We start from the raw sequence: 25,768 nt of genomic DNA on the forward strand, positions 1-25,768 counted from the left end.
GCGCCCCGACGCCCGATGCGGCGCCGGCGCCGGCAACGGAGCTCGTGCCGGAGACGGTGCCCGAGCCGGTCCCGGTCGAGCCGTTCCCACGTGCCGTGCTGGTCCTCGGACTGGGCGAGTCCGGGCTCGCGATGGCCCGCTGGTGTGCCCGCCAGGGCGCGCAGGTGACCGTGGCGGACACCCGCGAGCAGCCGCCCCGGCTGGCCGACCTGCAGGCGGAACTGCCGCAGGCCCGGTTCGTGGGCGGCGCGCTCACCGAGGCGCTGCTGGATGGCCAGGAGGCGGTGTACCGCAGTCCCGGGCTGTCGCCCGCGCAGGCCGACCCGGTCCTGCGCCCGGCCCGTGCGCGCGGCCTCGCGGTCGGCGGCGAACTCGCGCTGTTCCAGCGCGGACTGCTGCAATTGCGCGCCGAGCAGGGCTATGCGCCTGCCGTGCTCGCTGTCACCGGCACCAACGGCAAGACCACCGTGACCTCGCTCACCGGCCAGCTGGTCGAGCGTGCGGGCCGCACCGCGGCGGTGGCCGGCAACATCGGTCCGACGCTGCTGGACACGCTGGCCGCCAGGGTCGCATCGCAGTCGTTGCCGCAGGTCTGGGTGCTGGAGCTGTCGTCCTTCCAGCTCGAAGGGCTGCAGGACTTCGAACCCACGGCGGCCACGGTCCTGAACATCACCCAGGACCATCTCGACTGGCACGGCGGCATGGATGCCTACGCCGCCGCCAAGGCGCGCATCTTCGGCAGCCGCGCCCTGATGGTCCTCAACCGGGAAGATCCGGCCGTGATGCAGATGCTGCCCGCGCCCGTGCGGCTCAAGGGCGGCAAGTTCGAGCAGCGGCCGTTCACCACGTTCGGCGCCGACATGCCGCAGCGGCCGGGCGACTTCGGCATCGAGATCGTCAACGGCATGGCGTGGCTGGTGCGCGCGCTCGAGGCCGACGAGACCCAGAAGCGGCGCAGGGGGGAGCAGGAGGAACTGCACTTCCAGCGCCTGGTGCCGGCCGACGCGCTGCGCATCCGCGGGCGCCACAACGCCGTCAACGCGCTGGCGGCGCTGGCGCTCGCCACCGCGGCCGGTGCGCCGCTCGCGCCGATGCTGTATGGCCTGCGCGAATACCGGGGCGAGCCGCACCGGGTCGAGCCCGTGGGCATGGTCGACGACATCGAGTACTTCGACGACAGCAAGGGCACCAACGTCGGCGCGACCGTGGCCGCGCTCGCCGGGCTGGGCGCCGACCGCAAGGTGGTGGTCATTCTCGGGGGCGACGGCAAGGGGCAGGACTTCTCGCCGCTGGCGGCGCCGGTCGGCCGATTTGCCCGGGCGGTCGTGCTGATCGGCCGCGACGGTCCGCAGATCCGGGCCGCCATCGCGTCGTGCGGCGTGCCGCTGGTCGACGCCAGCTCGATGGACGAGGCGGTGCGGCTGGCCACGCAGCGCGCCCATGCCGGCGACGCCGTCCTGATGTCGCCCGCCTGCGCCAGCTTCGACATGTTCCGCAACTACGAGCACCGCGCCGACGTCTTCCGCGCCGCGGTGCGCGAACTCGCCGACGAAGCCGGCGTGCAGCTGGAGGCCGGCGCATGAGCGCGGTGATGGCCCGCATCGGGGCGCTCTTCTCCCGCTCCGGCAACGGCGACAAGTTGCCGGTGCGCGGGGCGCGCTACACCGCGCCGGCCGCGCCGGCACGGGTGCAGGGCTTCGACCAGCCGCTGCTGTGGGTCACCGTGGCCCTGCTGGCGTTCGGCCTGGTGATGGTCTATTCGGCATCCATCGCGCTGCCCGACAACCCCAAGTTCGCGCGCTACACGCACACGCACTTCCTGGTGCGCCACCTGTTCTCCCTGGTGCTGGCCTTCGTCGCCGCCCTGCTCGCCTTCCAGGTGCCGGTCGCCCGCTGGGAGAAGGCCGCGCCCTGGCTGTTCGTGGCGTCGCTGCTGCTGCTGATGGTGGTGCTGGTGCCCCACGTCGGCAAGGGCGTCAACGGCGCCAGGCGGTGGGTGAGCCTGGGCTTCATGAGCTTCCAGCCATCGGAGCTGGCGAAGTTCGCGGTGCTGCTCTATGCGGCCGACTACATGGTGCGCAAGATGGACGTCAAGGAGCGCTTCTTCCGCGCCGTGCTGCCGATGGCCGTCGCGGTCGCGGTGGTCGGCGTGCTCCTGCTGGCCGAGCCCGACATGGGCGCCTTCATGGTGATCGCCGTCATCGCCATGGGCATCCTGTTCCTGGGGGGCGTGAACGCGCGCATGTTCTTCCTGATCGCGCTGGTGATGATCATCGCCTTCATGCTGATGATCGCGCTGTCGGACTGGCGTCGCGAGCGGATCTTCGCCTACCTCAACCCGTGGGACGAGAAGCACGCGCTGGGCAAGGGCTACCAGCTGTCCCATTCGCTGATCGCGATCGGCCGCGGCGAGATCTTCGGCGTCGGCCTGGGCGGCAGCGTCGAGAAGCTGCACTGGCTGCCCGAGGCGCACACCGATTTCCTGCTGGCGGTGATCGGCGAGGAGTTCGGCCTGGTCGGCGTGCTGGTGGTCATCGGCCTGTTCCTCTGGATGACCCGGCGGATCATGCACATCGGCCGGCAGGCGGTGGCGCTCGACAGGGTGTTCGCCGGCCTGGTGGCCCAGGGCGTGGGCCTGTGGATGGGATTCCAGGCCTTCATCAACATGGGCGTGAACCTGGGCGCGTTGCCGACCAAGGGCCTGACCCTGCCGCTCATGAGCTATGGCGGCTCGGCGATCCTGATGAACATGGTGGCGCTGGCGGTGGTGCTGCGCATCGACCACGAGAACCGCGTGCTGATGCGGGGAGGCCGCGCATGACGCACGGCGCCCTCATGCTCACCGACGACGCCGTTCGTGCGGCCGGACCCGGTCCGCAAGCGGACGGGCGCACGTCGGGCCGGCCGGCCGGCGCCCGGGCCACGGCCTTGGTGATGGCGGGCGGCACGGGCGGCCACATCTTCCCGGGCCTCGCGATCGCCGAGGCCCTGCGCGATCGGGGCTGGCAGGTCCACTGGCTGGGCGCGCCCGACAGCATGGAAAGCCGGCTGGTCCCGCCGCGCGGGTTCCGCTTCGAGACCATCGAGTTCGGCGGCGTGCGCGGCAAGGGCGCGCTCACGCTCGCGCTGCTGCCGCTGCGCCTGCTCAAGGCTTTCTGGCAGAGCGTGCGGGTGGTGCGCAGCGTCAAGCCCGACGTCGTGGTCGGGCTGGGTGGCTACATCACCTTCCCGGCCGGGATGATGAGCGTGCTGCTGGGGCGTCCGCTGGTGCTGCACGAGCAGAATTCGGTGGCCGGCATGGCCAACAAGGTGCTGGCCGGCGTCGCCGACCGGGTCTACAGCGCGTTTCCGGACGTGATGGCCAAGGCGCGCTGGGTCGGCAATCCGCTGCGCGCCGCCTTCCTGCAGCAGCCGCCGCCGGCCGAGCGCTTCGCCGGCCGCACCGGGCCGCTGAAGGTGCTGGTGGTGGGCGGCAGCCTGGGCGCCAAGGCGCTGAACGACATCGTGCCCAAGGCCCTGGCCCTGATCCCCGCAGCCCAGCGGCCTCACGTGCTGCACCAGAGCGGCGCCCGGCAGATCGACGAACTGCGGGCCAACTACGCGGCGGCCGGCGTGTACGCCGAACTCACCCCCTTCATCGACGACACGGCGGGCGCCTTCGCCGAGGCGGACCTGGTCGTCTGCCGCGCGGGCGCGAGCACCGTGACCGAGATCGCGGCGGTGGGCGCCGCCGCGGTGTTCGTTCCCTTCCCGTTCGCCGTCGACGACCACCAGACCACGAACGCGAGATTCCTGGTCGACGCCGGCGCCGGCTGGCTGATGCAGCAGCGCGACCTCACCCCCGAGGGGCTGGCCGGGCTGCTGCAGACCGTCACGCGCGACGAACTGCTGCGCAAGGCGACCGCCGCCCAGGCCGTGGCCCGCACCACCGCCACGTCCGAGATGGTCGCGGCTTGCGAGGAACTGGCGAAAGCATGAAACACGCCGTCAAACACATTCATTTCGTCGGCCTCGGCGGCGCCGGCATGTCCGGCATCGCGGAGGTGCTGCGCAACCTGGGCTACACGATCTCGGGCTCCGACCTGCACGACAGCCCCACGCTGCGGCGGCTGGCCGGCCTGGGCATCCAGACCTGCCTGGGCCACGAGGCCAGCCACATCGCGGGCGCCGACGCGGTGGTCACCTCCACGGCGGTCCAGGCCGACAACCCCGAGGTGGTCGCCGCCCGCCAGCGCAAGATCCCGGTGGTGCCGCGCGCCATGATGCTCGCCGAGCTGATGCGCCTGAAGCAGGGCATCGCGATCGCCGGCACCCACGGCAAGACCACCACCACCAGCCTGGTCGCCAGCGTGCTGGCCGAAGCCGGCCTGGATCCCACGTTCGTGATCGGCGGCCGCCTGAACAGCGCGGGCGCCAATGCCAAGCTGGGCGCCGGGGACTACATCGTGGTCGAGGCCGACGAGTCGGACGCCTCGTTCCTGAACCTGATGCCGGTGATGGCGGTGGTGACGAACATCGACGCCGACCACATGGAGACCTACGGCCACGATTTCGGGCGGCTCCAGGGCGCGTTCCTGGACTTCCTGCACCGCATGCCGTTCTATGGCACCGCCATCCTGTGCGTGGACGACCCGGCGGTGCGCGCCATCGTGCCCGACGTGCAGTGCCCGATCACCAGCTACGGCGTGAGCGAGGATGCGCAGGTGCGGGCGGTGGACATCCGCGCCGTCGGTCCGCAGATGCATTTCACGGCCCAGCGCCGCAACGGCATCGTGCTGCCGGACCTGGACATCCGGCTGAACCTGGCCGGCCACCACAACGTGCTGAACGCCCTGTCGGCGATCGCGGTCGCGGTGGAGCTGAACGTCCCGGATGCCGCCGTGCAGAAGGCGTTCGCCGAGTTCCGCGGCGTCGGCCGCCGGTTCCAGAGCTATGGCGACGTCCGCGTGCCGGCCGCGCAGGGCGGTGGCCGCTTCACCGTCATCGAGGACTATGGCCACCACCCGGTGGAGATCGCCGCCACCCTGGCGGCGGCGCGGGGGGCGTTCCCGGGGCGGCGGCTGGTGCTGGCGTTCCAGCCGCATCGCTACACCCGCACCCGCGACTGCTTCGAGGACTTCGTCAAGGTGATCGGACAGGCCGATGTCGCGCTGCTGGCCGAGGTCTACGCTGCCGGCGAGGCGCCGATCGTGGCGGCCGACGGCCGCTCGCTGGCCCGCGCGGTGCGCGTGGCCGGCAAGGTGGAGCCGGTGTTCGTGGACGACATCGCGGGCATGCCGCAGGCGATCCTGGACATGGCGCGCGACGGCGACGTGGTGATGTGCATGGGCGCCGGCTCGATCGGCGGCGTGCCGGCCAGGCTGGTGGAACAGGGAGGTGCCGCATGAGCGCCACCCGCACGAATGAAGGCACGCGCGATGCCGCGCGGAGCACGGAGGGCAATGGCATGACGTCGGTGGACGTGAAGGCACTGGGCAAGGTCGCCGTGCTGATGGGGGGACGCTCGGCCGAGCGCGAGGTGTCGCTGATGTCCGGCGCCGGCGTGCTCAAGGCCCTGCAGAGCAAGGGCGTGAACGCGCATGCGTTCGATCCGGCCGAGCGCGACCTGGTCGAACTCAAGCGCAAGGGGTTCAAGCGGTGCTTCATCGCGCTGCATGGCCGCTTCGGCGAGGACGGGACCGTCCAGGGTGCGCTGGAGCTGCTCGGGATCCCGTACACGGGCTCGGGCGTGATGGCCTCCTCGATCGCGATCGACAAGGTGATGACCAAGCGGGTCTGGCTGGCCGACGGGCTGCCCACCCCGCGCTACCAGCTGCTGCGCCGCGGCGGCTACACCCGCGAGCAGGTGCGCGCGATCCCGGACGACCTCGGGCTGCCGCTGATCGTCAAGCCCGCGCGCGAGGGCTCGTCGATCGGCGTGGCCAAGGTGGCGGGCTACTCGGAGATGCAGGACGCCGTCGACACCGCCGCCGGCCTCGACAGCGACGTGCTGTGCGAGCAGTTCGTCTCGGGCGACGAGGTCACCTGCCCGGTGCTGGGCACCGGCGACTCGGCGATCGCGCTGCCGGTCATCCGCATCGTGGCGCCCGAGGGCAACTACGACTACCAGAACAAGTACTTCACCGACGACACCAAGTACCTGGTGCCGTGCGGCCTGCCCGACGGCGAGGAGGCCGCGATCCAGGAGATCGTGCTCAAGGCCTACCGCGTGCTGGGCTGCCGCGGCTGGGGCCGCATCGACGTCATGATCGACGGCGCCACGCGCAAGCCCTCGCTGCTGGAGATCAACACTTCGCCCGGCATGACCGGCCACTCGCTGGTGCCCATGTCGGCCCGCGCGGCCGGCATCAGCTACGAGGACCTGTGCCTGCAGCTGCTCGCCTCGGCGGCGCTGGACCACCAGCGCATCGAGCGCCGGCGCTCGGCGCAGGGCACGGCAGGCAACGCCACCGAGGGCCCGGGCGCATGAGCCAGGCCGCCGCACCGCAGCCCGTGGACATCCGGCTGATGAACGCCACCGCTTCGGTGCTGCTCGTCGCCGGGGTCGCGCTGCTGCTTGCGGCGGTGGTCTGGTGGGCGCTGCGCCATCCGCTGTTCTCGCTGGGCGGCATCACGGTGCACGGCGAGGTGACGCACAACAGCGCGGCCACGCTGCGCGCCAACGTCGCGCCGCAGCTGCGCGGCAGCTTCTTCACCGTCGACCTGGCCGCGACCCGGCGCGCGTTCGAAGCGGTGCCTTGGGTGCGCAGCGCCATCGTGCGGCGCGAGTTCCCGAACCGGCTGCGCGTCTCGCTGCAGGAGCACCACGCGGTGGCGTTCTGGGGCGAGGAGGGCGGCTCGCGGATGGTCAACAGCTTCGGCGAACTGTTCGAGGCCAACCCGGGCGACGTCGAGCACGACGACCTGCCGCGGCTGTCGGGACCGGACGGGCAGGCCCGGCAGGTGCTGGCGATGTACCACGCGGTGGCACCGCTGCTCGAGCCGCTGGAGCTGGCGGTGGTCGAGGTGCAGCTGACCGGGCGCGGCAGCTGGCGCGTGGCGCTGGACAACGAGGCCGCCGTCGAACTGGGGCGCGGCGAACTGGAAGAGGTGCTGCCGCGGGTGCAGCGCTTCGTGCAGACGTTGACGCAGGTCGCGTCGCGCTACGGCCGGCGGCCCGAGTCGCTGCTGTCGGCCGACCTGCGGTACGGCGATGGGTTTGCGGTGCGGTTGAGGGGCGTCGGCACGGTCGAGGCCGCCGCGGCGAAGAAATAAGAGGGGCACATGGCGAAGGAATACAAGGACCTGGTGGTGGGGCTGGACATCGGAACCGCCAAGGTCATGGCGGTGGTCGGCGAGGTGCTGCCGGGCGGCGAGCTCAAGCTCGCCGGCCTGGGCGTGGCGCCGTCCAACGGCCTGAAGCGGGGCGTGGTGGTGAACATCGACGCCACCGTGCAGAGCATCCAGCAGGCGCTCAAGGAAGCGGAGCTGATGGCCGACTGCAAGATCACGCGGGTCTACACCGGCATCACCGGCAGCCACATCCGCGGGATCAACTCCAGCGGCATGGTGGCGGTCAAGGACAAGGAGGTGACGCCGGCCGACGTGGCGCGCGTCGTCGAGACCGCCCGCGCGATCAACATCTCGACCGACCAGCGGCTGCTGCTGGTGGAACCGCAGGAATTCGTGATCGACGGCCAGGACGTCAAGGAGCCGATCGGCATGAGCGGCATCCGGCTGGAAGCCAAGGTGCACATCGTCACCGGCGCCCAGAGCGCGGCCGAGAACATCATCAAGTGCGTGCGGCGCTGTGGCCTCGAGGTCGAGCAGCTCATGCTCAATCCGCTGGCCTCGAGCCAGTCGGTGCTGACCGACGACGAGAAGGAACTGGGCGTGGCGGTCGTCGACATCGGGGCCGGCACGACGGACGTGGCGATCTTCACCGGTGGTGCGATCCGCCACACGGCCGTGATCCCGATCGCGGGCGACCTGATCACCAGCGACATCGCCATGGCGCTGCGCACTCCCACCAAGGACGCCGAGGACATCAAGGTCGAGAGCGGCTATGCCAAGCAGCTGCTGGCCGACCCCGAGCAGCAGGTCGAGGTGCCCGGCCTGGGCGACCGCGGCCCGCGCATGCTGAGCAAGCAGGCGCTGGCCGGCGTGATCGAGCCGCGCGTCGAGGAGATCTTCTCGCTGGTGCAGCAGGTGGTCCGCGAGTCGGGCTACGAGGAGGTGCTCTCCTCGGGCATCGTGATCACCGGGGGCAGCGCCGTCATGCCGGGCATGGTGGAGCTGGGCGAGGACATCTTCCTCAAGCCGGTGCGCCGCGGCGTGCCCAACTACCGCGGCGCGCTGGCCGACATGGTGGCGCAGCCGCGCGCGGCCACCGTCATGGGCCTGCTGGAGGAAGCGCGCCTGGCGCGCCTGCGCGGATTCAAGGTGGCCGAGCGCAACGGATCGATGAAGACGGCGTTCTCGCGCTTCAAGGATTTCATCGTCGGGAATTTCTGACCAACATGTGGCCCTTCCGCACTCCGCACCGCCAGGCCGGCTGCCCTTCCGGGGCAGCCCTGCGCCTGCACGCGGCGCGACGGGGCCATCCAACCCACAGGACGTGGCTTGCGCGGGGGAGCCCGCCGCGCAGAAAGGAGCGATGGCGGTGCACCGATCCGCCCTCGTGAACGTTCTGAACCATCACAAACCAACATCGAAGTCGCAACGGCAACTGCAAACGATTCAGGAGTACATATGAGCATCGAAATGATCGAAGTCGAGGAGTTCCACCAGGGCACCCAGATCAAGGTGATCGGGGTGGGTGGCGGCGGCGGCAACGCGGTGGAGCACATGATCGACCGCGCCGTCCAGGGCGTCGAGTTCATCTGCGCGAACACCGACGCCCAGGCGCTGTCGCGCAGCGCGGCGCACAAGACCATCCAGCTGGGCAACAGCGGCCTGGGCGCCGGCAGCAAGCCGGAGAAGGGCCGCGACGCGGCCGAGGCCGCCGTGGAGAACATCAAGGAAGCCATCTCCGGCGCGCACATGCTGTTCATCACGGCCGGCATGGGCGGCGGCACGGGCACCGGCGCAGCGCCGGTGATCGCGCGCGTGGCCAAGGAGATGGGCATCCTCACCGTCGGCGTGGTCACCAAGCCGTTCGACTGGGAAGGCGGCCGCCGCATGACCAACGCCGACCATGGCCTGGCCGAACTGGAAGCGAACGTCGATTCGCTGATCGTGGTGCTGAACGAGAAGCTGCTCGAGGTGCTGGGCGACGACATCACCCAGGACGAGGCCTTCGCGCACGCCAACGACGTGCTGAAGAACGCCGTGGGCGGCATCGCGGAGATCATCAACGTGCCGGGCCACGTCAACGTCGACTTCGAGGACGTGCGCACCGTGATGGGCGAGCCGGGCAAGGCGATGATGGGCACGGCCGTGGCGTCGGGCCCGGACCGCGCGCGCATCGCCGCCGAGCAGGCAGTGGCGTGCCCGCTGCTGGAAGGCATCGACCTGTCGGGCGCCAAGGGCGTGCTGGTGCTGATCACCGCGGCCAAGGGCAGCCTGAAGCTGTCGGAATCGAAGCTGGCGATGAACACCATCCGTGCCTACGCATCCCCCGACGCGCACGTCATCTACGGCACCGCCTACGACGACAACCTGGGCGACGAGGTCCGCGTGACCGTGGTCGCCACCGGCCTGTCGCGCCATGGCCAGCAGCGCCGCACGGCGCCTCCGCTGCAGGTGCTGCGCACCGGCACCGACAACGTTCCGTTCAACGTGCCGACCATCCACACCGCCGTCGGCGGTCCCGGCGTCATCGTGACGCGCGAGATGCAGGCCCCGGCCCAGCAGCCCGACTACGGCACCATGGCCGTGCCCAGCGTCTGGCGCACCAACCGCACCCAGGCGGCCGCCAAGGTCGACGCCCTGAGCTCGGGTGGCATGGACGACTTCGAGATCCCCGCGTTCCTGCGCAAGCAGGCCGACTGAGGACGGAAGCACTGCCCGCGGGCAGTGGACAGTGAGTGATCGATTGGCCGGGGCTCGCCCCGGCCTTTTTTTGTCCCGCGTGCCGGGCGACGGCCTCACCGCGCAGCTGGTCGGTGCCTGCCCGATGTCCTGGAACGCTCGACGGCGTGCCGTCGAGGCCGCCGGCGAGGGCGTGGCCTGCACGGCAGCGACTTTCGCAGTGCGCAGTGGACGCGCGAACTCAACACCGGCGTCGCGCTGCCGGGACGCGACGTGTGCGGCTGGGCCACGTGGCCGTGCGAGAACTGGCATGGCTCGACCGTGTGGTCCGCCGGGCTGCCTCAAGCGTCACGGCTATGCGCGGGATAGCCCGCGCCCCCCGCGGAAGATGAGCTCCCGGCCGTAAAATCAGGGGATGCTGCAGCAACGAACCCTCAAGTCGCTCACCCGCGCCGTCGGCGTGGGTCTGCACAGCGGCCAACGGGTCGAGCTCACGCTGCGTCCCGCCCAGCCCGACACCGGCATCGTGTTCCGCCGGGTCGACCTGCCCGAGCCGGTCGACATCCCCGTGTCCGCCGAATCCGTGACCGACACGCGCCTGGCCTCGACCATCTCGCGCGGCAACGCCAAGGTGCACACGGTCGAACACCTGATGTCGGCCTGCGCCGGCCTGGGCCTGGACAACCTGTACATCGACATCACCGCCGAGGAAGTGCCGATCCTGGACGGATCCTCGTCCTCGTTCGTGTTCCTGCTGCACAGCGCGGGCATCGAGCTGCAGAACGCACCCAAGCGCTTCATCCGCGTGACGCGCCCGGTGGAGGTGCGCGAAGGCGAAGGCGATGCCCTGAAGTTCGCGCGCCTGACCCCGTACCACGGCTACAAGCTCAGTTTCGAGATCGACTTCGACCACCGGGTCGTCGACTCCACCGGCCAGCGCGTCGAGTTCGACCTGGGCAGCGGCAACTACCAGCGCGACATCGCCCGCGCGCGCACCTTCGGGTTCACCAAGGACGTCGAGATGATGCGGGCCAACGGCCTGGCACTCGGGGCGGGGATGGACAACGCCATCGTGATGGACGACTACCGCGTCCTGAACGTCGACGGCCTGCGCTACGACGACGAGTTCGCCAAGCACAAGATCCTCGACGCCATGGGCGACCTGTACCTGGTCGGCAAGCCGCTGCTCGCGGCCTACAACGCGTTCCGCTCGGGACACGCCCTGAACAACAAGCTGCTGCGCGCGCTGCTCGCCCAGAAGGACGCGTGGGAAGTGGTGACCTTCGAGAACGAGCAGCAGGCGCCCGCGGGCTTCGCCAGGCCGGCGCGCGCCTGGTAAGCCGGCGCGATGCTCCTGTTCCGCTGGGTCATCCTGCTCTGCCTGCTGGCGGCGGGCGTCTGCTTCGCCTTCTACGCCGGCACCGGCCAGCCCCGCTTCAAGCACTGGGGCTGGGTCGTCCTGAAGTGGACGCTGCTGGCCGCCGGCGGCTTCTTCGCGGTGCTGGTCGCCGAGCGTGTGGCCTGACGGTGTCCCGCGCATCGCGGCTCACCTCCTGCCGCCTGCCGACATGACCGACCTGCGCCACCCGGGCCTGCCGGTGCCGCAGCGGTACCACGCCATGGCCGTGATCCTGCTGGGCATCGCGGTGTCGGTGCTCGACGGCATGATCGTCAACCTGGCGCTGCCGGGCATCGTGCGCGACCTGCAATCGACGCCGTCCCACGCCGTGTGGGTGGTCAATGCTTACCAGCTGGCCACCCTGGCGCTGCTGCTGCCGCTGGCCTCGCTGGGCGATCGGGTCGGCTACCGGCGCGTGTACCTGGTGGGCGTGGCCGTGTTCACCGCCGCGTCCGCGGTGTGCAGCCTGGCCGACTCGCTGCCGCTGCTGGCCGCGGCCCGGGCGCTCCAGGGAGCCGGTGCGGCCGGCCTGATGGCGGTGAACGCCGCCCTGGTGCGACTGACCTACCCGACCGAGCAACTGGGCCGTGGCATCGCGATCAACTCGGTGACGGTGGCCACGGCGTCGGTCGCGGGTCCGCCGATCGCGGCGGCGGTCCTCTCGCACGCGAGCTGGCCCTGGCTGTTCGCGGTGAACGTCCCCCTGGGAATCGTGCTGCTGGCGCTGGGGGCGCGCGTGCTGCCGCACAACCCGCCGGCGTCGCACCAGCCGGCCCGCCTGTCCGCGGCCGACGTGCTGCTCAATGCCGCCATGTTCTGCCTGCTGTTCCTGGGCGCCGACGTGCTGGGTGCGCGGGCCGGCGGCACCGATCGCACCGGTCTGCTGCTGGGGCTCGCGCTGCTGGCCGGCGCGGTCGTGGCGGGGGTGGTGCACGTGCGCCGGCAACTGCGGCGGCCGGTGCCGCTGCTGCCGGTCGACCTGCTGCGCATCCCGATCTTCCGCCTCTCGATGGGCACCTCGCTGTGCGCCTTCGCGGCCCAGACGCTGGCGTACATCGCGCTGCCGTTCCTGCTGCTGGACGCGTGGCACCTGTCGGCGGGCCGGGCCGGCCTGCTGATGGCGTGCTGGCCGGCTGGTGTGATCGCGGCGGCGTCGCTGGCCGGCCGCCTGATCGGCCGCTATCCGGGCGGCCTGCTCGGGGCCATCGGCCTGGCGACCCTGAGCCTTGGCCTGGGCCTGCTGGGTGCTGCCGCCGGCACGGACGCCGTGGGCACCGTGTGGTGGCAGATGGCGCTGTGCGGACTCGGTTTCGGCCTGTTCCAGTCGCCCAACAACCACACCATCATCACGAGCGCGCCGGCCCACCGTTCGGGCGCCGCCAGCGGCATGCTCGGCACGGCACGCCTCACGGGCCAGTCGCTCGGCGCCGTCTGCGTCGCCGCCGTGTTCGCCTTCGCGGGCGCGCACCGGGGCGCGGGACCGCAGGCTGCCATCGTGCTGGCGTGCGTGTTCGCCGGCGCCGGCGCGGTGTTCAGCGGACTGCGCGTGCGGCATGCGTGACCCGGGGGTGACACCCTGGGCGGCAGGCAAGCTCATCGTTATCATGGCCGGATGAGCAGTTCGCGGGCCTCGCAGTCACGCGCCGTCGACGCCGCGTCGCTGGCCAGCCTGGCGTGGCTGCGTCTGCTGGTCGTGCTCGGTGCGGCCGTCCCGGCCCTGGTGTTCGCGCTGGTCGCCGCGTACCGGCTGCACGCGGCGGAAGAGGAGGCGCAGGACCGGGTGCGGCGCACGCTGCGGGTGGCGCACGAGCACGCGCTCAAGGTGTTCGACACCAACGAGACGCTGCTGCGTCGGGTGCTTGACCTGGTGGGCAGCGACGACGACGAGGCGATCCGCGCGAACGAGGCGGTGCTGCACCGGCAGCTGGCCCGCATGGCGGCGGGCAAGCCGCAGATCCAGGCGATCTGGGTGCATGGCCCCGATGCGCGCGCGCTGGTGGGCAACCGCTTCCTGCCGGTGCGCCGCGACGTCGACATCGCCGAGCGCCCGTCGTTCCGGCACCACCAGGCCGGCAAAGGGGGCGTGTACCTGAGCGAGACGCAGGTCGGCCGCGTCACCCGCGACACCTTCTTCGATCTGAGCATCGGCCGCTACCGCAAGGACGGCAGCTTCGCCGGCATGGTGTCGGTGGCGCTGTACCCGGCCTACTTCCGACAGTTCCACGACGACCTGCTGAGCGGCGATCCCTCGCTGGCGCTGACGCTGTTCCGCGAGGACGGCGCCGTGTTCACCCGCACGCCGGAGGCGGTGCCGCCGCTCGCCCGGCTGCCGGCGGGCTCGCAGACCCTGGCGCAGACCGGGCGGGGGCGCCCCGCCGCGGAATACACCGGCCAGTCCTCGTTCGACGGCCGCAGCCGTTTCGTCGTGCTGCGCAAGGTGGGCGACTACCCGGCGTACGTCACCGCAGCGCTCGAGACCTCCGCGATCCGTGCCGAATGGCTGCGCGAGATGGCGGTGTTCGGCCTGATCTGGGCCATCCCCACGCTGGGCCTGATCGGTGCCACGGTCATCGCGGCGCGACGGGCACGCCAGGCCTTGCAGGCCGCCCAGCTCCTGCAGCAGCAGACCGACGCCCGCGTGCTGGCCGAGAACGCGCTGCTGCAGGCACAGAAGCTCGAGGCCATCGGCCGGCTGGCCGGCGGCGTCGCGCACGACTTCAACAATGCACTGATGGTGCTCAGCGGAAACCTGCACCTGCTGCGGCGGCGCGTCGCGCCCGAAGACCACCGCCTTCTCGACGCGATGGGCCGCGCCGTCGATTCGGCGTCCACCCTCACGCGCCAGCTGCTCGCCCTTTCGCGCAAGCAGGTCCTGGCGCCGCAGCCCATGCGGCTGCAGGACGTGCTGCCCGCGATGGACCAGCTGCTCCACCCGGTGTTCGGGGCGGCCTGCACGGTGCGCATCGAGGTGGATCCGGGCACGCCGCCGGTCAAGGTCGATTCCTCCGAGCTGGAGCTGGCCGTCCTGAACCTGGCGATGAACGCACGGGACGCGATGCCCTCGGGTGGGCGCTTCGAGGTGCGGGCCTTTCCGCAGGACGCCGCGCCGGGGGTCGAGGGGCCGGTCGTCGTGGTCGAGGCGCGCGACACCGGCACCGGCATCCCGCCCGAGGTGGTCGAGCGGGTGTTCGAGCCGTTCTTCACCACCAAGCCGGTCGGCCTGGGCACCGGCCTGGGCCTGAGCCAGGTGCTCGGATTCGCACAGCGCAGCGGGGGCCATGCGTCCGTGCACAGTGTTCCCGGCGTCGGCACCACGGTGCGCGTGCTGCTGCCCCAGCTGCCATTCGATGCGGTGCTGCCGCCCGCGGCGGAGCAGCAGCCTTCGGTGCCCCCGGTCCATCGGCGCGTGCTGCTGGTCGAGGACCATCCCGAGGTCGGGGCCGCCGTCCTTGACACGCTCGAGTCGCTCGGCTGCACCGTCGTGCTGCGCGCCAGTGCCGCCGAAGCGCTGGCCTGGCTGGAGCAGCATCCGGCGCCCGAGCTGCTGCTGACGGACGTCGTCATGCCCGGCGGGATGAGCGGGATCGAACTCGCCCGCGTGGTCCAGCAGCGCCATCCGGCCGTCCGCATCCTGCTGATGACCGGCTACTCGGACCAGATCGACCAGCTGGAAGCGCTCGGCCTGCCCGTGCTGCACAAGCCGTTCAAGCCACGAGCCCTGGCCGAACTGCTTCAGGGCCAGCGCACGGCGGCCTGAGCGAGCGGCCTTCTCACCAGCTGCGCAGCAGCCGGGCGGTGAACGTCAGGGCGCGGAAGGTCGTGGACCACGCGGGCGCGGCCAGCGGAACGGGGCCGCGGCCATCGAAGCAGGCCGGCATGCGGCAGGAGGGAGGTCAGCCGTCCGATGTCCGCCGGCGCAGCAGGCGTGCACCCGCCGCCGCGGCGGCGCCCCAGACCAGCGTCCAGCACAGGACCACGAAGGTCCAGCCCAGAAGCGATGGCGACGCCCATCCGCCCGAGCCGGCAGACGAGAACACGGGAAGTCCCAGCGCCTGGGCCGCCAGCAGCGGGCCGTAGACGGTGGCGGCAACTGCCGGCGCCAGCAGCGGCGGCCGCAGCAGCACCAGCGCGCCGTGTGTTGCGGCCAGGGCGGCAAAGAGGGCGAGGAACAGGACCGGCCTGGCTCGCGCTGACACGCTGCCGTTCGTCACGGGCAGGCGTGCGGCCACCCGGGCCCCGGTTCACGCACGCCGGCGCGCCCCGTTCGCCAGCAGCACCAGGCGGAACTCGCCGAAATCCTTGCCGAGGATCAGCTTGACCGGCACCACCGAGATGGCCAGCCCGAGCAGGCCGCCGATGACGGTGGCGACGCCCTGGATGGTCTTGATCGGGACGCCGAGCGTGCCCAGCACCAGGCCCACGACGAAGCCCATCCCGGCGCCGGCGACGACCATCGCCAGGATGGCCAGCAGGTTGCGCCAGAGATAGGCCCACCACACGCGGACCGCCCGGCCCCAGGTGACTTCCAGTTCCATGCATTCCTCCCCGATGGATCGATCATGGCGGCGATGGAGGCACCGCCCTGCGCGCGAAGGCGGCTGCAGTCCTGCCACCCCCGCTTCCCGCTCTGCGGGTTCGTCGAGTCGTTCGTGCGGGGATCGTAGCGCCGCACGGTCGTCCGGCCAATCACCGGTGCGCGGTCAGTGGCGGGAGCGCCACGCCGGCGGCCGCGTCACGCGTCGTGGGGCACGGCCACCGGCACCCGGCCGGTGGCGAAGAAGGCCGCCAGATTGGACAGCACCAGCTGCGCCATCGCGCGGCGGGTCTCGTGCGTGGCACTGGCGACGTGCGGCAGCAGCACGACGTTGTCCAGCGCGAACAGCGCGGGAGGCACGCGCGGTTCGTCCTCGTAGACGTCCAAGCCGGCACCGGCGATCGTGCCGTCCTGCAGCGCCTTCACCAGCGCCTGCTCGTCCACCACGGTGCCGCGCGACACGTTGACCAGATGTCCCTGGGGGCCGAGCGCGCGCAGCACGTCGGCGTCGACCAGGTGCCGTGTGCTCTCGCCCCCGGCGCTGATCACCACCAGGAAGTCGGCCCACTCGGCCAGTCCGCGCAGGGTGGGCTCGTAGGCGTACGGCACGTCCGGCACCGGGCGGCGGTTGTGGTAGCGCACCTCCATCTCGAAGCCGCTGGCGCGCCGGGCGACCACCCGGCCGATGCGCCCGAGCCCGAGGATGCCCAGGCGCTTGCCGCTGACCTGGGTGGACATCGGGAACTGGCCCTTGAGCCAGTCGCCGCGCCGCACGAAGCGATCGGCGGCGCTGAAACGGCGCGCGCTGTCCATCAGCAGGCCGAAGGCGGTGTCGGCCACGCAGTCGTTCAGGACGTCGGGCGTGTACCCGATCGGAATGGCGCGTTCGCGCGCGGCGTCCAGGTCGAACACGTCGTAGCCCACCCCGAAGCTGGAGATCACCTTCAGGTTCGGCAGCGCCTCGATCAGGGACCGGCTCGCGCCGAAGCGGGCCGAGCTCACCAGGCCCACGAAGCGGCCGCCCTCGGCGCGCAGGAAGGCAGCGGGATCGGGCTGCTGGTGCAGCGGGACGAGGTCGTAGACGGCGGCGAGCTGTTGCTCGAGCCAGGGCAGGAGGGGGCCGTTCTGGAGGATGGAGGTCATGGTGGTCAGTCGTCGCCGGTTGCCGGGGGTGCGCCGAACGAGGCTCCGAGGGAGTCGACGTCGCAGCCGTCGGCGGCGTGCAGGGTGTGCCGGCCGGACATCCTGCCATACCGCGCTGGAACGGCCGCCACCGCCGCCACGGCGCCCGCCAGCGGCACGCCGGGCCGCCGGTGCGCCCGCACGGCGACGGCGTCGTGCCGTGGGCTGGATGCCGCGGTGCGGCGCGTCCACCGTGGCGCGCCCTTCCGGTGCGCACGGCCGCAGTGGGCGCCCGCGCCAGCGGACACCGGAGGCCCGCCCGGTGGGACCGTGGCGCTCAGTCGTTCTTCTGGTCGCGCAGGGTGCGAGCACCACTGCCGCCGCCGTGCGCCGCATCGCCGTGGTCGAGCAGCAGCGTGACGAGCACCGCGCAGTCGGTGCGGGCGCGCAGCGAGTGCTTCTGGCCGCCGGGCAGCAGCACGACGTTGCCGGCCTTGAGCTGCCGCGCCCCTGCCGGCGTCACCACCTCGACCACGCCCTCCAGACAATGGATCGTGCACTCGTCGTCGACGCGGTGCTCCGGCTGGTCCTGGTGCGCGCGCAGCACCAGGTGCAGCAGCTGCATCCGCTCGGTCTTGATCAGGCTGGTGCTGACGGCCTGGCTGAGTGCCTCCGCCAGCGGGGCGACGTTGATGATGTCCAGGGGTCGGGCGTGGGGCAGGGCCATGGTGGGTCGATGGGAAGTCAGTGGGAGGAGGGCGGCCACATGCGCAGCCGCACGCGGTCCTCGCGGTCCCGCACGGCGACGACGAAGCCCAGCTGGCTCAGCTCGACGGCGAGCGTGCGGCCCTGGCTGTAGCTGCGCAGCCGCAGCGTGCCGCAGCCCGGCTGGCCGGGTTCGCGCGCCTGCAGCGTCCACGGACATGCGCTGGACGGCTCGGCCTGGATCGCGCAATCGCGGTCCACCTGCTGCGCGCGCTCCATGGCTTCCGCGATCTCCGGGATGTGCTCCAGCACCTCGAGGACTTGCATGCGAGAAGGCTAGGCCGCCGCCGTGCGCCCGGCTGTAGGCCGCGACTGATGGGAAGACGTCGTGGTTGGCTTGCAAGTCGACTCCGGCTGGCAGCCGGGAACGCCGGCGGCCCACAAGCGATCGGGCACATGGCGACCCCGCCAGCGGCGCGGCCCAGTTAGCGTGTGGGTCGCTCCAGCACCTCCTCCATGCCATCCCTCGTTGCCGATCCCCTGTTGCGCACGCTGGTCGCCCCACCGATCGCCTTCGCGGCCAGCGCCGCCGCCGCGCTGCTGCTGGCGCAGCTGCGGCGCGTGCGCCAGGCGCGCACCCTGTGCGAGTGCGCGCCGGCGGTGTTCACGCGAAGCCCGGCCAGCCCCAGCCGCCGCGTCCTGCTGGTGGGCGACAGCACCGGCGCCGGCGTCGGGTGCGAGCACCCGCGCGAATCGATCGCGGCCCGCCTCGCGGACGAGTTCCCCGATGCCGAGGTGCGCAACCTCTGCCTCAACGGCGCCACGGTGGCTGACGTGTTGCGCACGGTGCGCGGCTTGCCGGCGGGGCCGCGGTTCGACCTCGTGCTCGTGTTCGCCGGCGGCAACGACGTGCTCAAGCGCACGCCCTGGGCCGAGCTGGAGAGCGGCAGCCAGGCCCTGCTGGGCGAGCTGCAGGCGCGCGCCGGGCAGGTGCTGTGGGCCGGCATGGCCAACGTCGGCCTCGCGCCGCTCTTCCTGCCGCCGTTCTCCTGGTGGATGACCGCGCGGACGCGCCGCGCGAACCGGTTGCTGGCCCGGCAGGCGAGGCGCGCCGGGGCCCGCTTCGTCGACTTCTTCCGGGAAAAGGCCGACGACCCGTTCTCGGCCGACCCGCAGCGGTTCTACGCGCGCGACCGCGTGCATCCCAGCGCCCAGGCCTACGCCTGGTGCTATGCGCAGATGCGCCCGGCGATCGCGGCGGTGCTGGCCGCGTAGTCGCCGGCCGCGGCATGCACGCCGCGGCCTCTTCAGTCGGGCGTGCCCCAGGCGCGGTGGGTGGCGGGGCCGCCGGCCCCCATCGCGGTGCCTCGCGGCACCGCGGGCGCCGTCCCGTTCACGCTCATCGGCGACTGCACGTTCGGGCGGCCGTCGACCAGCGTGGAGGCCTCGCCGGAAGCGCCGAGCGCCTGGGCCGGCGTGCGCTGGCGCGCTTCGGCGTGCCAGCCGGTCGCGCCCGACGCGGCCACCCCGATGAAGCCGGTGCCACCGTCGTTCGAGGCCGGCAGATCGGCGGCGCGCACCGGCACGACGGCATGGGCCGGCAGGGCCAGGCAGCCGATGGCGCTGGACAGCAGGAGGGCGAGGGTGCGTTGCATGGTGGGGTCCTTTCGGGGTTGCAGGTGCTGTGGATACGGCGCCCGCGGCCGGACGGATGTGGGCCCCGCGAATGCCGCAGCCCGCCGCACGGTCTTGTGCCGGCCGTCGACGGGCGCGCCGGGCGGCGGCTCAGCGACAATCCCGCCATGAACCTGCTGGCCTCGATGCGCTACCTGGTCGCCTTGAGCGAGCACCAGCATTTCGGCCGGGCGGCGCAGGCGTGCCACATCACCCAGCCGGCGTTGTCGAACGCGCTGAAGGCGCTGGAAGAAGAGTTCCAGGTCGTCATCGTCAAGCGGGCCCGCAACTACGCCGGCCTCACCCCCGAAGGCGAACGGGTCCTCGCGACCGCGCAACGCATGCTGCACGAGCACACCCTGCTGCAGCAGGAGCTCGGCAGCGAGGCGAACCGCCCGCGCGGCTCGCTGCGCATGGGCGCCGTGCCGACCGCCATGCCCGTGCTGGCCCGTTTCGCGGCGCGGCTGCAGGCGCGCCATCCTGGCGTCGTGCCCGTGGTGCTGTCGCTCAGTTCCGCCGAGCTGGAAGCCGGCCTCGAGCGCCTGTCGATCGACCTCGCCCTGGGCTACACCGAGCGGATGCAGCACCATGGCGGCACCTTGCAGGCCCTGCCGCAGTACACGGAGCACTACTTCCTGCTGCGCCGGGCCGCCACGCCGCATGCGAGCGCGCTGCAGATCGGCGCGCCGGTGCGCTGGAAGGACATCGGCGAGCTGCCGCTGGCCATGCTGACGCCCGACATGCACAACCGCACCATCGTCGACAGCGCCTTCGTCACCGCCGGCGCGCGCGTGCGGCCAGCGCTGGAGACCAACTCCATCCTGGCGCTGGCGCTCAGCGTGGTGGCCGGGCAGGTGTGCACGGTGATGCCCGGCGCGCTGGTGAGCGCGGTGCGCGGGTACCGCGAGCTGGAGGCGCTGCCGCTGGTCGAGCCCGAGGTGCACACGCCGATCGGCTTCATGACGCCCGCGTCGGTGCGCCCGTCCCGCGCACTGGAGGCCGGGCTCGAGATGGCGGCCGACACCGCCTGGCTGCGCGAGGATCCGGCCCACGCGGGCCTGCTGTCGATCTAGCGCGGCCGGCGCGCCGGAACGGTGTGCCAGGGTCCGCTGCGCAACCGGTCCGTGCGGGTGGACGAGCAGGCTGTACCGCGTTCCCTGCGCCCCGCTCATTCAACGCGAGCACTTTTGCTGCGGCGCGTCATTTCCGGATTGAATCGCCAGATGCTTCGATTCAATTTGACGGTGCGCCGGCGCGGCTTCGACACTGGCCCACGGGACTTTTTCCCGACCGGACCATGAACCATCCCATCCCCAGCCAGCAGGTGCAGGCCGTGGCCCTCGCCACCGAGGACCAGCTGCGCGAGCGCATCCGACGCAAGAGCAAGCTGAAGGGCCGCCAGCCCGAGGAACAGGCCGTCCTGGAGGTGCGCGAGTGCATCGGCGAGCGCCCCGCGCAAGGGCATCGGCGCGACCTGCTCATCGAGCACCTGCACCGCCTGAACGACCGCTTCGGCGCCCTGCGCGAGCACCACCTGGTGGCGCTGGCCCGCGAGATGAACGTGCCGATGGCGGAGGTCTACGAGGTCGCGACGTTCTACCACCACTTCGAGGTGGTGCCACGCGACGCGCAGGTGCCGGGCCTGACGGTGCGCGTGTGCGACGGGCTGGCCTGCGAACTGGCCGGCGCCCGCGACCTGATCGAGCGGCTGCCCGCGATCCTGGGCACCGACGTGCGGGTGATCGCCGCGCCGTGCATCGGCCGCTGCGAGCAGGCGCCGGCAGTGGCCGTGCACCAGCATGCCGTGCCGCTGGCCACGGCCGACAAGGTGGCGCAGGCGGTCGCGGCCCATGGGGCCGCCCCGGTGCGCGCACCTGCGGCGGGCGCCGACTTCGCGCCGGCGGCGCTGGCCGAGCGGAGCGTGTCGCCTGCGCTGCAGGACGTGCAGGCCAGCGTGGCGTACACCGACTACGCCACCTACCGCGCCGGCGGCGGCTACGGCTTGCCGGCGGCCCTGGCGCGCGGCGAAGTGGCCGCCGAGACCGTGATCAAGGCAATGGAGGACTCGGGCCTGCGCGGCCTGGGCGGCGCCGGCTTCCCCGCCGGGCGCAAGTGGCGCATCGTGCGCGAGCAACCCGCCCCGCGCCTGTTCGCGATCAACATCGACGAGGGCGAGCCCGGCACCTTCAAGGACCGCACCTACCTCGAGCGCGACCCGCACCGCTTCCTCGAGGGGCTGCTGGTGGCCGCGCAGGTCGTGGGCACCGACGCGGTCTACATCTACCTGCGCGACGAGTACCACGAATGCCGCGCGCTGCTCGACCAGGAGCTGCGCAAGCTCAGTGCCGACCCGCCGTGCCCGCTGCCGCACATCGAGCTGCGGCGCGGCGCCGGCGCGTACATCTGCGGCGAGGAGTCCGCGATGATCGAGAGCATCGAAGGCAAGCGCGGCGAGCCTCGGATGCGCCCGCCCTACATCGCGCAGGTCGGGCTGTTCGGCCGGCCCACGCTGGAGCACAACTTCGAGACGCTGTACTGGGTGCGCGACATCGTCGAGCGCGGCCCGCAGTGGTTCTCGGGCTTTGGCCGCCACGGCCGCAAGGGCCTGCGCTCGTTCAGCGTCAGCGGACGCGTGAAGTTCCCGGGCGTCAAGCTCGCGCCGGCCGGCATCACCGTGCGCGAACTGATCGACGAATATTGCGGCGGCATGCCCGACGGGCACGAGCTGTATGCCTACCTGCCGGGCGGGGCGTCCGGCGGCATTCTGCCGGCCTCGATGGGCGACATTCCGCTCGACTTCGACACGCTGCAGCCGCACGGCTGCTTCATCGGCTCGGCGGCCGTCATGGTCCTCAGCCAGCATGACCGCGCCCGCGACGCCGCGGTGAACGTGATGCGCTTCTTCGAGCATGAGAGCTGCGGCCAGTGCACGCCCTGCCGGGTGGGCACCGCCAAGGCGGCGCGCCTGATGGAGGCGCCGCGCTGGGACAACGCCACGCTGGGCGACCTCGGCCAGGTCATGGGCGACGCTTCCATCTGCGGCCTGGGCCAGGCCGCCCCCAACCCGATCCGCTGCGTGCAGAGGTACTTCCCCCATGAAATCTGACCTGCCCCTCATCGACTTCACGCTCGACGGCACCAAGGTCCAGGCGGTCCAGGGCGAGAGCATCCTGCAGGCCGCGCGCCGCGTCGGCGTCGACATCCCGCACCTCTGCTACAAGGACGGCCTGCGGCCCGACGGCAACTGCCGCGCCTGCGTGGTGGAGATCGCGGGCGAGCGCACGCTGGCGCCCAGCTGCTGCCGCGCCGTCACGCCCGGCATGGACGTCAAGGCCGAGAGCGAACGCGCCCGCAAGAGCCAGAAGATGGTGGTCGAGATGCTGCTGGCCGACGTGCCCGAGCGCGGCTACAAGTGGACCGACGGCGCGCCCCTCACGCCGGCGCTGGCCCGACCGGCGACCACCGGCGCCGCGCCGTTCGACGGCGTGGCCACGGTGCCGCCGGCCCAGGCCGGGTCGGCCGCGGCGGTCCTGGCAGCCGCGACCGCCGCCCCGGCGCAGCCCGGGCAGCACGGCGAACTCTCCGCCTGGGCCGAGCGCCTGGGCATCGTGCCGCGCCCCGAGCTGGTGGCGTTGCGCCGCGAGCAGCCGGCCGCGGACATCACGCATCCGGCCATGGCCGTGAACCTGGACGCGTGCATCCAGTGCAACCGCTGCGTGCGCGCCTGCCGCGAGGAACAGGTCAACGACGTCATCGGCTATGCGATGCGCGGGTTGGACAGCAAGATCGTGTTCGACCTCGACGACCCGATGGGCGACAGCACGTGCGTGGCCTGCGGCGAGTGCGTGCAGGCCTGCCCGACCGGCGCCCTGATGCCCAAGACCCAGATCGGCAGCCAGGTGGTGGACCGCAAGGTCGACTCGGTCTGCCCGTTCTGCGGCGTCGGCTGCCTGATCACGTACAACGTGCGCGACGAGAAGATCGTCAGCGTCGAGGGCCGCGACGGGCCGGCCAACCACGGCCGGCTGTGCGTCAAGGGCCGCTTCGGCTACGACTACGCGCACCACGAGCAGCGGTTGACCAAGCCGCTGATCCGCAAGCCCGGCATCCCGAAGCATCACGACGACGCGCCGCGTCCGGCGCACTGGAGCGAGGCCTTCCGCGAAGCGACCTGGGACGAGGCGCTCGAGGTCGCTGCCGGCGGCCTGAAGCGGCTGCGCGACACGCACGGCAAGATGGCGCTGGCCGGCTTCGGCTCCGCCAAGGGCAGCAACGAGGAGGCGTACCTCTTCCAGAAGCTGGTGCGCACCGGCTTCGGCAGCAACAACGTGGACCACTGCACGCGCCTGTGCCATGCGTCCAGCGTGGCGGCCCTGCTCGAGGGCGTGGGCTCCGGCGCGGTGAGCAACCAGGTCAACGACGTGGAGAACGCCGAGCTGATCTTGATCATCGGGTCGAACCCGACGGCCAACCATCCGGTGGCCGCCACCTGGATGAAGAACGCGGCCAAGCGCGGCGCCAAGATCGTCCTGGCCGACCCGCGCGTGACCGAGATCGGCCGCTACGCCTGGCGGGTGATGCAGTTCAAGCCGGACACGGACGTGGCGATGCTCAACGCACTCATCCACGTCGTGATCGAAGAGGGCCTGGCCGACGAAGCCTTCGTGCGCGAACGCGCCAGCAACTTCGAGGCGCTGCGCGAGAACGTCCAGGGCTATAGCCCGGAGGCGATGGAGCCGATCTGCGGCGTGCCGGCCGCCGTGCTGCGCGACGTCGCGCGGGCGTTCGCCCGGGCCAAGGGCGCGATGATCCTGTGGGGCATGGGCGTGAGCCAGCACGTGCACGGCACCGACAACGCGCGCTGCCTGATCGCGCTGTCGAGCGTGACCGGGCAGATCGGCAAGCCCGGCAGCGGGCTGCATCCGCTGCGCGGCCAGAACAACGTGCAGGGTGCCAGCGACGCCGGCCTGATCCCGATGATGCTGCCCAACTACCAGCGGGTCGACAACCCGCAGGCGCGCACCTGGTTCGAGAAGTTCTGGAACACGCCGCTCGACCCGCGCCCGGGCTACACGGTGGTGGAGATCATGCACAAGGCGCTGGCCGAGGACAGCGACCCGCACAAGATCCGCGGCATGTACATCATGGGCGAGAACCCCGCGATGAGCGACCCGGACCTGAACCATGCGCGGCACGCGCTGGCCAGCCTGGAGCTGCTGGTCGTGCAGGACATCTTCATGACCGAGACCGCGTGGCTGGCCGACGTGGTGCTCCCGGCCTCGGCCTGGCCCGAGAAGACCGGCACCGTGAGCAACACCGACCGCATGGTGCAGCTGGGCCGGCGCGCGCTCAACCCGCCGGGCGAGGCCAGGCCCGACCTGTGGATCATCCAGGAGCTCGCCCGCCGCATCGGGCTGGACTGGCACTACCCGGGCGAGGAGTCCGGCGTGGCGGCCGTGTACGAGGAGATGCGGCAGGCGATGCACGCCGCGATCTCGGGCATCAGCTGGCAGCGGCTGGAGCGCGACTCGAGCGTCACCTATCCCTGCCTGTCGGAGGACGACCCCGGCCAGCCCACCGTGTTCACCGAGCGGTTCCCGACCGCGGACGGCCGCGTGAAGCTGGTGCCGGCGGACATCATCCCGGCCAACGAACGGCCCGACACCGAGTTCCCGTTCGTGCTGATCACCGGGCGTCAGCTGGAGCACTGGCACACCGGCAGCATGACCCGGCGCGCGTCGGTGCTCGACGCCATCGAACCGATGGCCACGGCGTCCATGAACGGCGCCGACCTGGTGCGCCTGGGGCTGCAGCCGGGCGACGTCATCACGGTGCAGTCGCGGCGGGGCGAGGTGGCCATCCACGTGCGGCGCGACGACGGCACGCCGCACGGGGCGGTGTTCATCCCGTTCGCGTACTACGAGGCGGCGGCCAACCTGATGACCAATCCGGCGCTCGACCCGTTCGGCAAGATCCCGGAGTTCAAGTACTGCGCCGTGCGCGTGGTGCCGGGCGGACAGCCCCGGGCGCCCGCCGGGTACGGCAGCGGCGTTCAGGGTTCGCCGCTGGAGCAACCCCTGGCCGCCTGAACAGCGGGCTGGATCCGGCGCCGCTTGCGGCTCCGGCCTCGGCCCGACGCCGGGCGGCGGACCACCGGCCTTCTGCGCCGTGCGCTCTGGCTCGGGACTCCGGGCTCCGGCCGGTGGGCTCCGGGGTTCCGTCGTGTGGCTGCAGCGCTGCGCCAGTCAGCAGCGCCGCCCGTCTTGTGAACCGCTTGGCGCCCCCGCTGGCCACGATGGCGCGAAGAGGCCGCCACGCACCGGGATCGGCCGCGCGCCGTGGCCGGTTCGTTTCCGCTGGCGGCCCTCCGCCCGCCCGCCGCC

At 71.9% G+C, this 25,768-nt stretch carries 22 protein-coding genes; 16 read left to right on the top strand and 6 right to left on the bottom strand.

Features of this window, described 5'->3' with window-relative positions:
* Window positions 1-131: 131 nt before the first annotated feature.
* The 12 genes from murD to VFE82_RS04385 all read left to right on the top strand — a co-directional run bounded on the left by murD (window position 132) and on the right by VFE82_RS04385 (window position 15,107).
* Complete coding sequence (gene murD / locus VFE82_RS04330) at window positions 132-1,583, top strand: UDP-N-acetylmuramoyl-L-alanine--D-glutamate ligase (RefSeq protein ID WP_414708743.1); 1,452 nt, start codon at window positions 132-134, stop codon at window positions 1,581-1,583.
* Entirely contained in the window at window positions 1,580-2,821 is a 1,242-nt protein-coding gene (ftsW, locus tag VFE82_RS04335; RefSeq protein WP_324999013.1) for a putative lipid II flippase FtsW, read from the top strand. The genes murD and ftsW overlap by 4 nt, the downstream gene beginning before the upstream one ends.
* Window positions 2,822-2,934: 113 nt before the next feature.
* On the top strand, window positions 2,935-3,978 hold the full coding sequence (gene murG / locus VFE82_RS04340) for an undecaprenyldiphospho-muramoylpentapeptide beta-N-acetylglucosaminyltransferase (protein ID WP_324999903.1): 1,044 nt from the start codon (window positions 2,935-2,937) through the stop codon (window positions 3,976-3,978).
* Window positions 3,975-5,387 carry a UDP-N-acetylmuramate--L-alanine ligase gene (murC, locus tag VFE82_RS04345; protein WP_324999014.1) on the top strand — a complete coding sequence of 471 codons (1,413 nt, stop codon included), beginning with the start codon at window positions 3,975-3,977 and terminating at the stop codon, window positions 5,385-5,387. The genes murG and murC overlap by 4 nt, the downstream gene beginning before the upstream one ends.
* Before the next feature lie 59 nt (window positions 5,388-5,446).
* Window positions 5,447-6,469, top strand: a complete 1,023-nt coding sequence (locus tag VFE82_RS04350) for a D-alanine--D-alanine ligase (protein ID WP_324999904.1) — start codon at window positions 5,447-5,449, stop codon at window positions 6,467-6,469.
* Entirely contained in the window at window positions 6,466-7,254 is a 789-nt protein-coding gene (locus VFE82_RS04355; protein WP_324999015.1) for a cell division protein FtsQ/DivIB, read from the top strand. Before VFE82_RS04350 ends, VFE82_RS04355 begins: the two co-directional genes overlap by 4 nt.
* Window positions 7,255-7,263: 9 nt before the next feature.
* Window positions 7,264-8,493 (top strand): cell division protein FtsA, encoded by a 1,230-nt coding sequence (ftsA, locus tag VFE82_RS04360; protein ID WP_324999016.1) that lies wholly within the window; start codon window positions 7,264-7,266, stop codon window positions 8,491-8,493.
* A 237-nt stretch (window positions 8,494-8,730) separates the two neighbouring features.
* On the top strand, window positions 8,731-9,972 hold the full coding sequence (gene ftsZ / locus VFE82_RS04365) for a cell division protein FtsZ (RefSeq protein WP_324999017.1): 1,242 nt from the start codon (window positions 8,731-8,733) through the stop codon (window positions 9,970-9,972).
* Between the two features lie 394 nt (window positions 9,973-10,366).
* Window positions 10,367-11,290 carry a UDP-3-O-acyl-N-acetylglucosamine deacetylase gene (gene lpxC / locus VFE82_RS04370; RefSeq protein ID WP_324999018.1) on the top strand — a complete coding sequence of 308 codons (924 nt, stop codon included), beginning with the start codon at window positions 10,367-10,369 and terminating at the stop codon, window positions 11,288-11,290.
* A gap of 9 nt (window positions 11,291-11,299) precedes the next feature.
* A complete protein-coding gene (locus tag VFE82_RS04375) occupies window positions 11,300-11,476 on the top strand; it encodes a hypothetical protein (RefSeq protein ID WP_324999019.1) in 177 nt (58 codons plus the stop codon).
* Window positions 11,477-11,519: 43 nt separating this feature from the next.
* Window positions 11,520-12,911 (top strand): MFS transporter, encoded by a 1,392-nt coding sequence (locus tag VFE82_RS04380; RefSeq protein WP_324999020.1) that lies wholly within the window; start codon window positions 11,520-11,522, stop codon window positions 12,909-12,911.
* 51 nt (window positions 12,912-12,962) lie between these two features.
* On the top strand, window positions 12,963-15,107 hold the full coding sequence (locus tag VFE82_RS04385) for an ATP-binding protein (protein WP_324999021.1): 2,145 nt from the start codon (window positions 12,963-12,965) through the stop codon (window positions 15,105-15,107).
* A 136-nt stretch (window positions 15,108-15,243) separates the two neighbouring features.
* Here VFE82_RS04385 and VFE82_RS04390 read toward each other — a convergent pair whose 3' ends face one another.
* From VFE82_RS04390 to VFE82_RS04410, 5 genes are all read right to left on the bottom strand, one after another.
* Window positions 15,244-15,546: a hypothetical protein gene (locus tag VFE82_RS04390; RefSeq protein ID WP_324999022.1), complete on the bottom strand. Its 303-nt coding sequence runs from the start codon at window positions 15,544-15,546 to the stop codon at window positions 15,244-15,246.
* Between the two features lie 45 nt (window positions 15,547-15,591).
* A complete protein-coding gene (locus tag VFE82_RS04395; RefSeq protein WP_324999023.1) occupies window positions 15,592-15,885 on the bottom strand; it encodes a hypothetical protein in 294 nt (97 codons plus the stop codon).
* Window positions 15,886-16,082: 197 nt separating this feature from the next.
* Window positions 16,083-17,027, bottom strand: coding sequence for a 2-hydroxyacid dehydrogenase (locus VFE82_RS04400; protein WP_324999024.1), 945 nt, complete (start codon window positions 17,025-17,027; stop codon window positions 16,083-16,085).
* Between the two features lie 316 nt (window positions 17,028-17,343).
* Window positions 17,344-17,733 (bottom strand): hypothetical protein, encoded by a 390-nt coding sequence (locus VFE82_RS04405; protein WP_324999025.1) that lies wholly within the window; start codon window positions 17,731-17,733, stop codon window positions 17,344-17,346.
* Between the two features lie 17 nt (window positions 17,734-17,750).
* Window positions 17,751-18,038 carry a hypothetical protein gene (locus VFE82_RS04410; RefSeq protein ID WP_324999026.1) on the bottom strand — a complete coding sequence of 96 codons (288 nt, stop codon included), beginning with the start codon at window positions 18,036-18,038 and terminating at the stop codon, window positions 17,751-17,753.
* A gap of 189 nt (window positions 18,039-18,227) precedes the next feature.
* Here VFE82_RS04410 and VFE82_RS04415 point away from each other — a divergent pair, with 189 nt between their 5' ends.
* Window positions 18,228-18,986 carry a GDSL-type esterase/lipase family protein gene (locus VFE82_RS04415; RefSeq protein ID WP_324999027.1) on the top strand — a complete coding sequence of 253 codons (759 nt, stop codon included), beginning with the start codon at window positions 18,228-18,230 and terminating at the stop codon, window positions 18,984-18,986.
* Window positions 18,987-19,018: 32 nt separating this feature from the next.
* On the opposite strand, the gene VFE82_RS04420 is transcribed toward VFE82_RS04415, so the two are convergent.
* Window positions 19,019-19,366 carry a hypothetical protein gene (locus VFE82_RS04420; RefSeq protein WP_324999028.1) on the bottom strand — a complete coding sequence of 116 codons (348 nt, stop codon included), beginning with the start codon at window positions 19,364-19,366 and terminating at the stop codon, window positions 19,019-19,021.
* Window positions 19,367-19,513: 147 nt separating this feature from the next.
* Between VFE82_RS04420 and VFE82_RS04425 the strand changes: the two genes are divergently transcribed.
* The 3 genes from VFE82_RS04425 to fdhF all read left to right on the top strand — a co-directional run bounded on the left by VFE82_RS04425 (window position 19,514) and on the right by fdhF (window position 25,474).
* Window positions 19,514-20,458, top strand: a complete 945-nt coding sequence (locus VFE82_RS04425) for a LysR family transcriptional regulator (RefSeq protein WP_324999029.1) — start codon at window positions 19,514-19,516, stop codon at window positions 20,456-20,458.
* A 224-nt stretch (window positions 20,459-20,682) separates the two neighbouring features.
* Window positions 20,683-22,491, top strand: a complete 1,809-nt coding sequence (locus VFE82_RS04430; protein WP_324999030.1) for an NAD(P)H-dependent oxidoreductase subunit E — start codon at window positions 20,683-20,685, stop codon at window positions 22,489-22,491.
* Window positions 22,481-25,474, top strand: a complete 2,994-nt coding sequence (gene fdhF, locus VFE82_RS04435) for a formate dehydrogenase subunit alpha (protein WP_324999031.1) — start codon at window positions 22,481-22,483, stop codon at window positions 25,472-25,474. The genes VFE82_RS04430 and fdhF overlap by 11 nt, the downstream gene beginning before the upstream one ends.
* The last annotated feature ends 294 nt before the right edge of the window (window positions 25,475-25,768 follow it).

The organism is Ramlibacter sp. (assembly GCF_035655895.1).
In the GTDB taxonomy this organism is placed as follows: domain Bacteria; phylum Pseudomonadota; class Gammaproteobacteria; order Burkholderiales; family Burkholderiaceae_C; genus Ramlibacter.

Coding starts and splice junctions, on each gene's coding strand:
- VFE82_RS04350 (WP_324999904.1), top strand. CDS start 5,447: ATGACGTCGGTGGACGTGAAGGCACTGGGCAAGGTCGCCGTGCTGATG.
- lpxC (WP_324999018.1), top strand. CDS start 10,367: ATGCTGCAGCAACGAACCCTCAAGTCGCTCACCCGCGCCGTCGGCGTG.
- VFE82_RS04430 (WP_324999030.1), top strand. CDS start 20,683: ATGAACCATCCCATCCCCAGCCAGCAGGTGCAGGCCGTGGCCCTCGCC.
- VFE82_RS04410 (WP_324999026.1), bottom strand. CDS start 18,038: ATGCAAGTCCTCGAGGTGCTGGAGCACATCCCGGAGATCGCGGAAGCC.
- VFE82_RS04385 (WP_324999021.1), top strand. CDS start 12,963: ATGAGCAGTTCGCGGGCCTCGCAGTCACGCGCCGTCGACGCCGCGTCG.
- VFE82_RS04380 (WP_324999020.1), top strand. CDS start 11,520: ATGACCGACCTGCGCCACCCGGGCCTGCCGGTGCCGCAGCGGTACCAC.
- VFE82_RS04420 (WP_324999028.1), bottom strand. CDS start 19,366: ATGCAACGCACCCTCGCCCTCCTGCTGTCCAGCGCCATCGGCTGCCTG.
- VFE82_RS04425 (WP_324999029.1), top strand. CDS start 19,514: ATGAACCTGCTGGCCTCGATGCGCTACCTGGTCGCCTTGAGCGAGCAC.
- murG (WP_324999903.1), top strand. CDS start 2,935: ATGGCGGGCGGCACGGGCGGCCACATCTTCCCGGGCCTCGCGATCGCC.
- ftsZ (WP_324999017.1), top strand. CDS start 8,731: ATGAGCATCGAAATGATCGAAGTCGAGGAGTTCCACCAGGGCACCCAG.
- murC (WP_324999014.1), top strand. CDS start 3,975: ATGAAACACGCCGTCAAACACATTCATTTCGTCGGCCTCGGCGGCGCC.
- VFE82_RS04400 (WP_324999024.1), bottom strand. CDS start 17,027: ATGACCTCCATCCTCCAGAACGGCCCCCTCCTGCCCTGGCTCGAGCAA.
- VFE82_RS04375 (WP_324999019.1), top strand. CDS start 11,300: ATGCTCCTGTTCCGCTGGGTCATCCTGCTCTGCCTGCTGGCGGCGGGC.
- ftsA (WP_324999016.1), top strand. CDS start 7,264: ATGGCGAAGGAATACAAGGACCTGGTGGTGGGGCTGGACATCGGAACC.
- VFE82_RS04415 (WP_324999027.1), top strand. CDS start 18,228: ATGCCATCCCTCGTTGCCGATCCCCTGTTGCGCACGCTGGTCGCCCCA.
- murD (WP_414708743.1), top strand. CDS start 132: ATGGCCCGCTGGTGTGCCCGCCAGGGCGCGCAGGTGACCGTGGCGGAC.
- ftsW (WP_324999013.1), top strand. CDS start 1,580: ATGAGCGCGGTGATGGCCCGCATCGGGGCGCTCTTCTCCCGCTCCGGC.
- VFE82_RS04355 (WP_324999015.1), top strand. CDS start 6,466: ATGAGCCAGGCCGCCGCACCGCAGCCCGTGGACATCCGGCTGATGAAC.
- VFE82_RS04395 (WP_324999023.1), bottom strand. CDS start 15,885: ATGGAACTGGAAGTCACCTGGGGCCGGGCGGTCCGCGTGTGGTGGGCC.
- fdhF (WP_324999031.1), top strand. CDS start 22,481: ATGAAATCTGACCTGCCCCTCATCGACTTCACGCTCGACGGCACCAAG.
- VFE82_RS04405 (WP_324999025.1), bottom strand. CDS start 17,733: ATGGCCCTGCCCCACGCCCGACCCCTGGACATCATCAACGTCGCCCCG.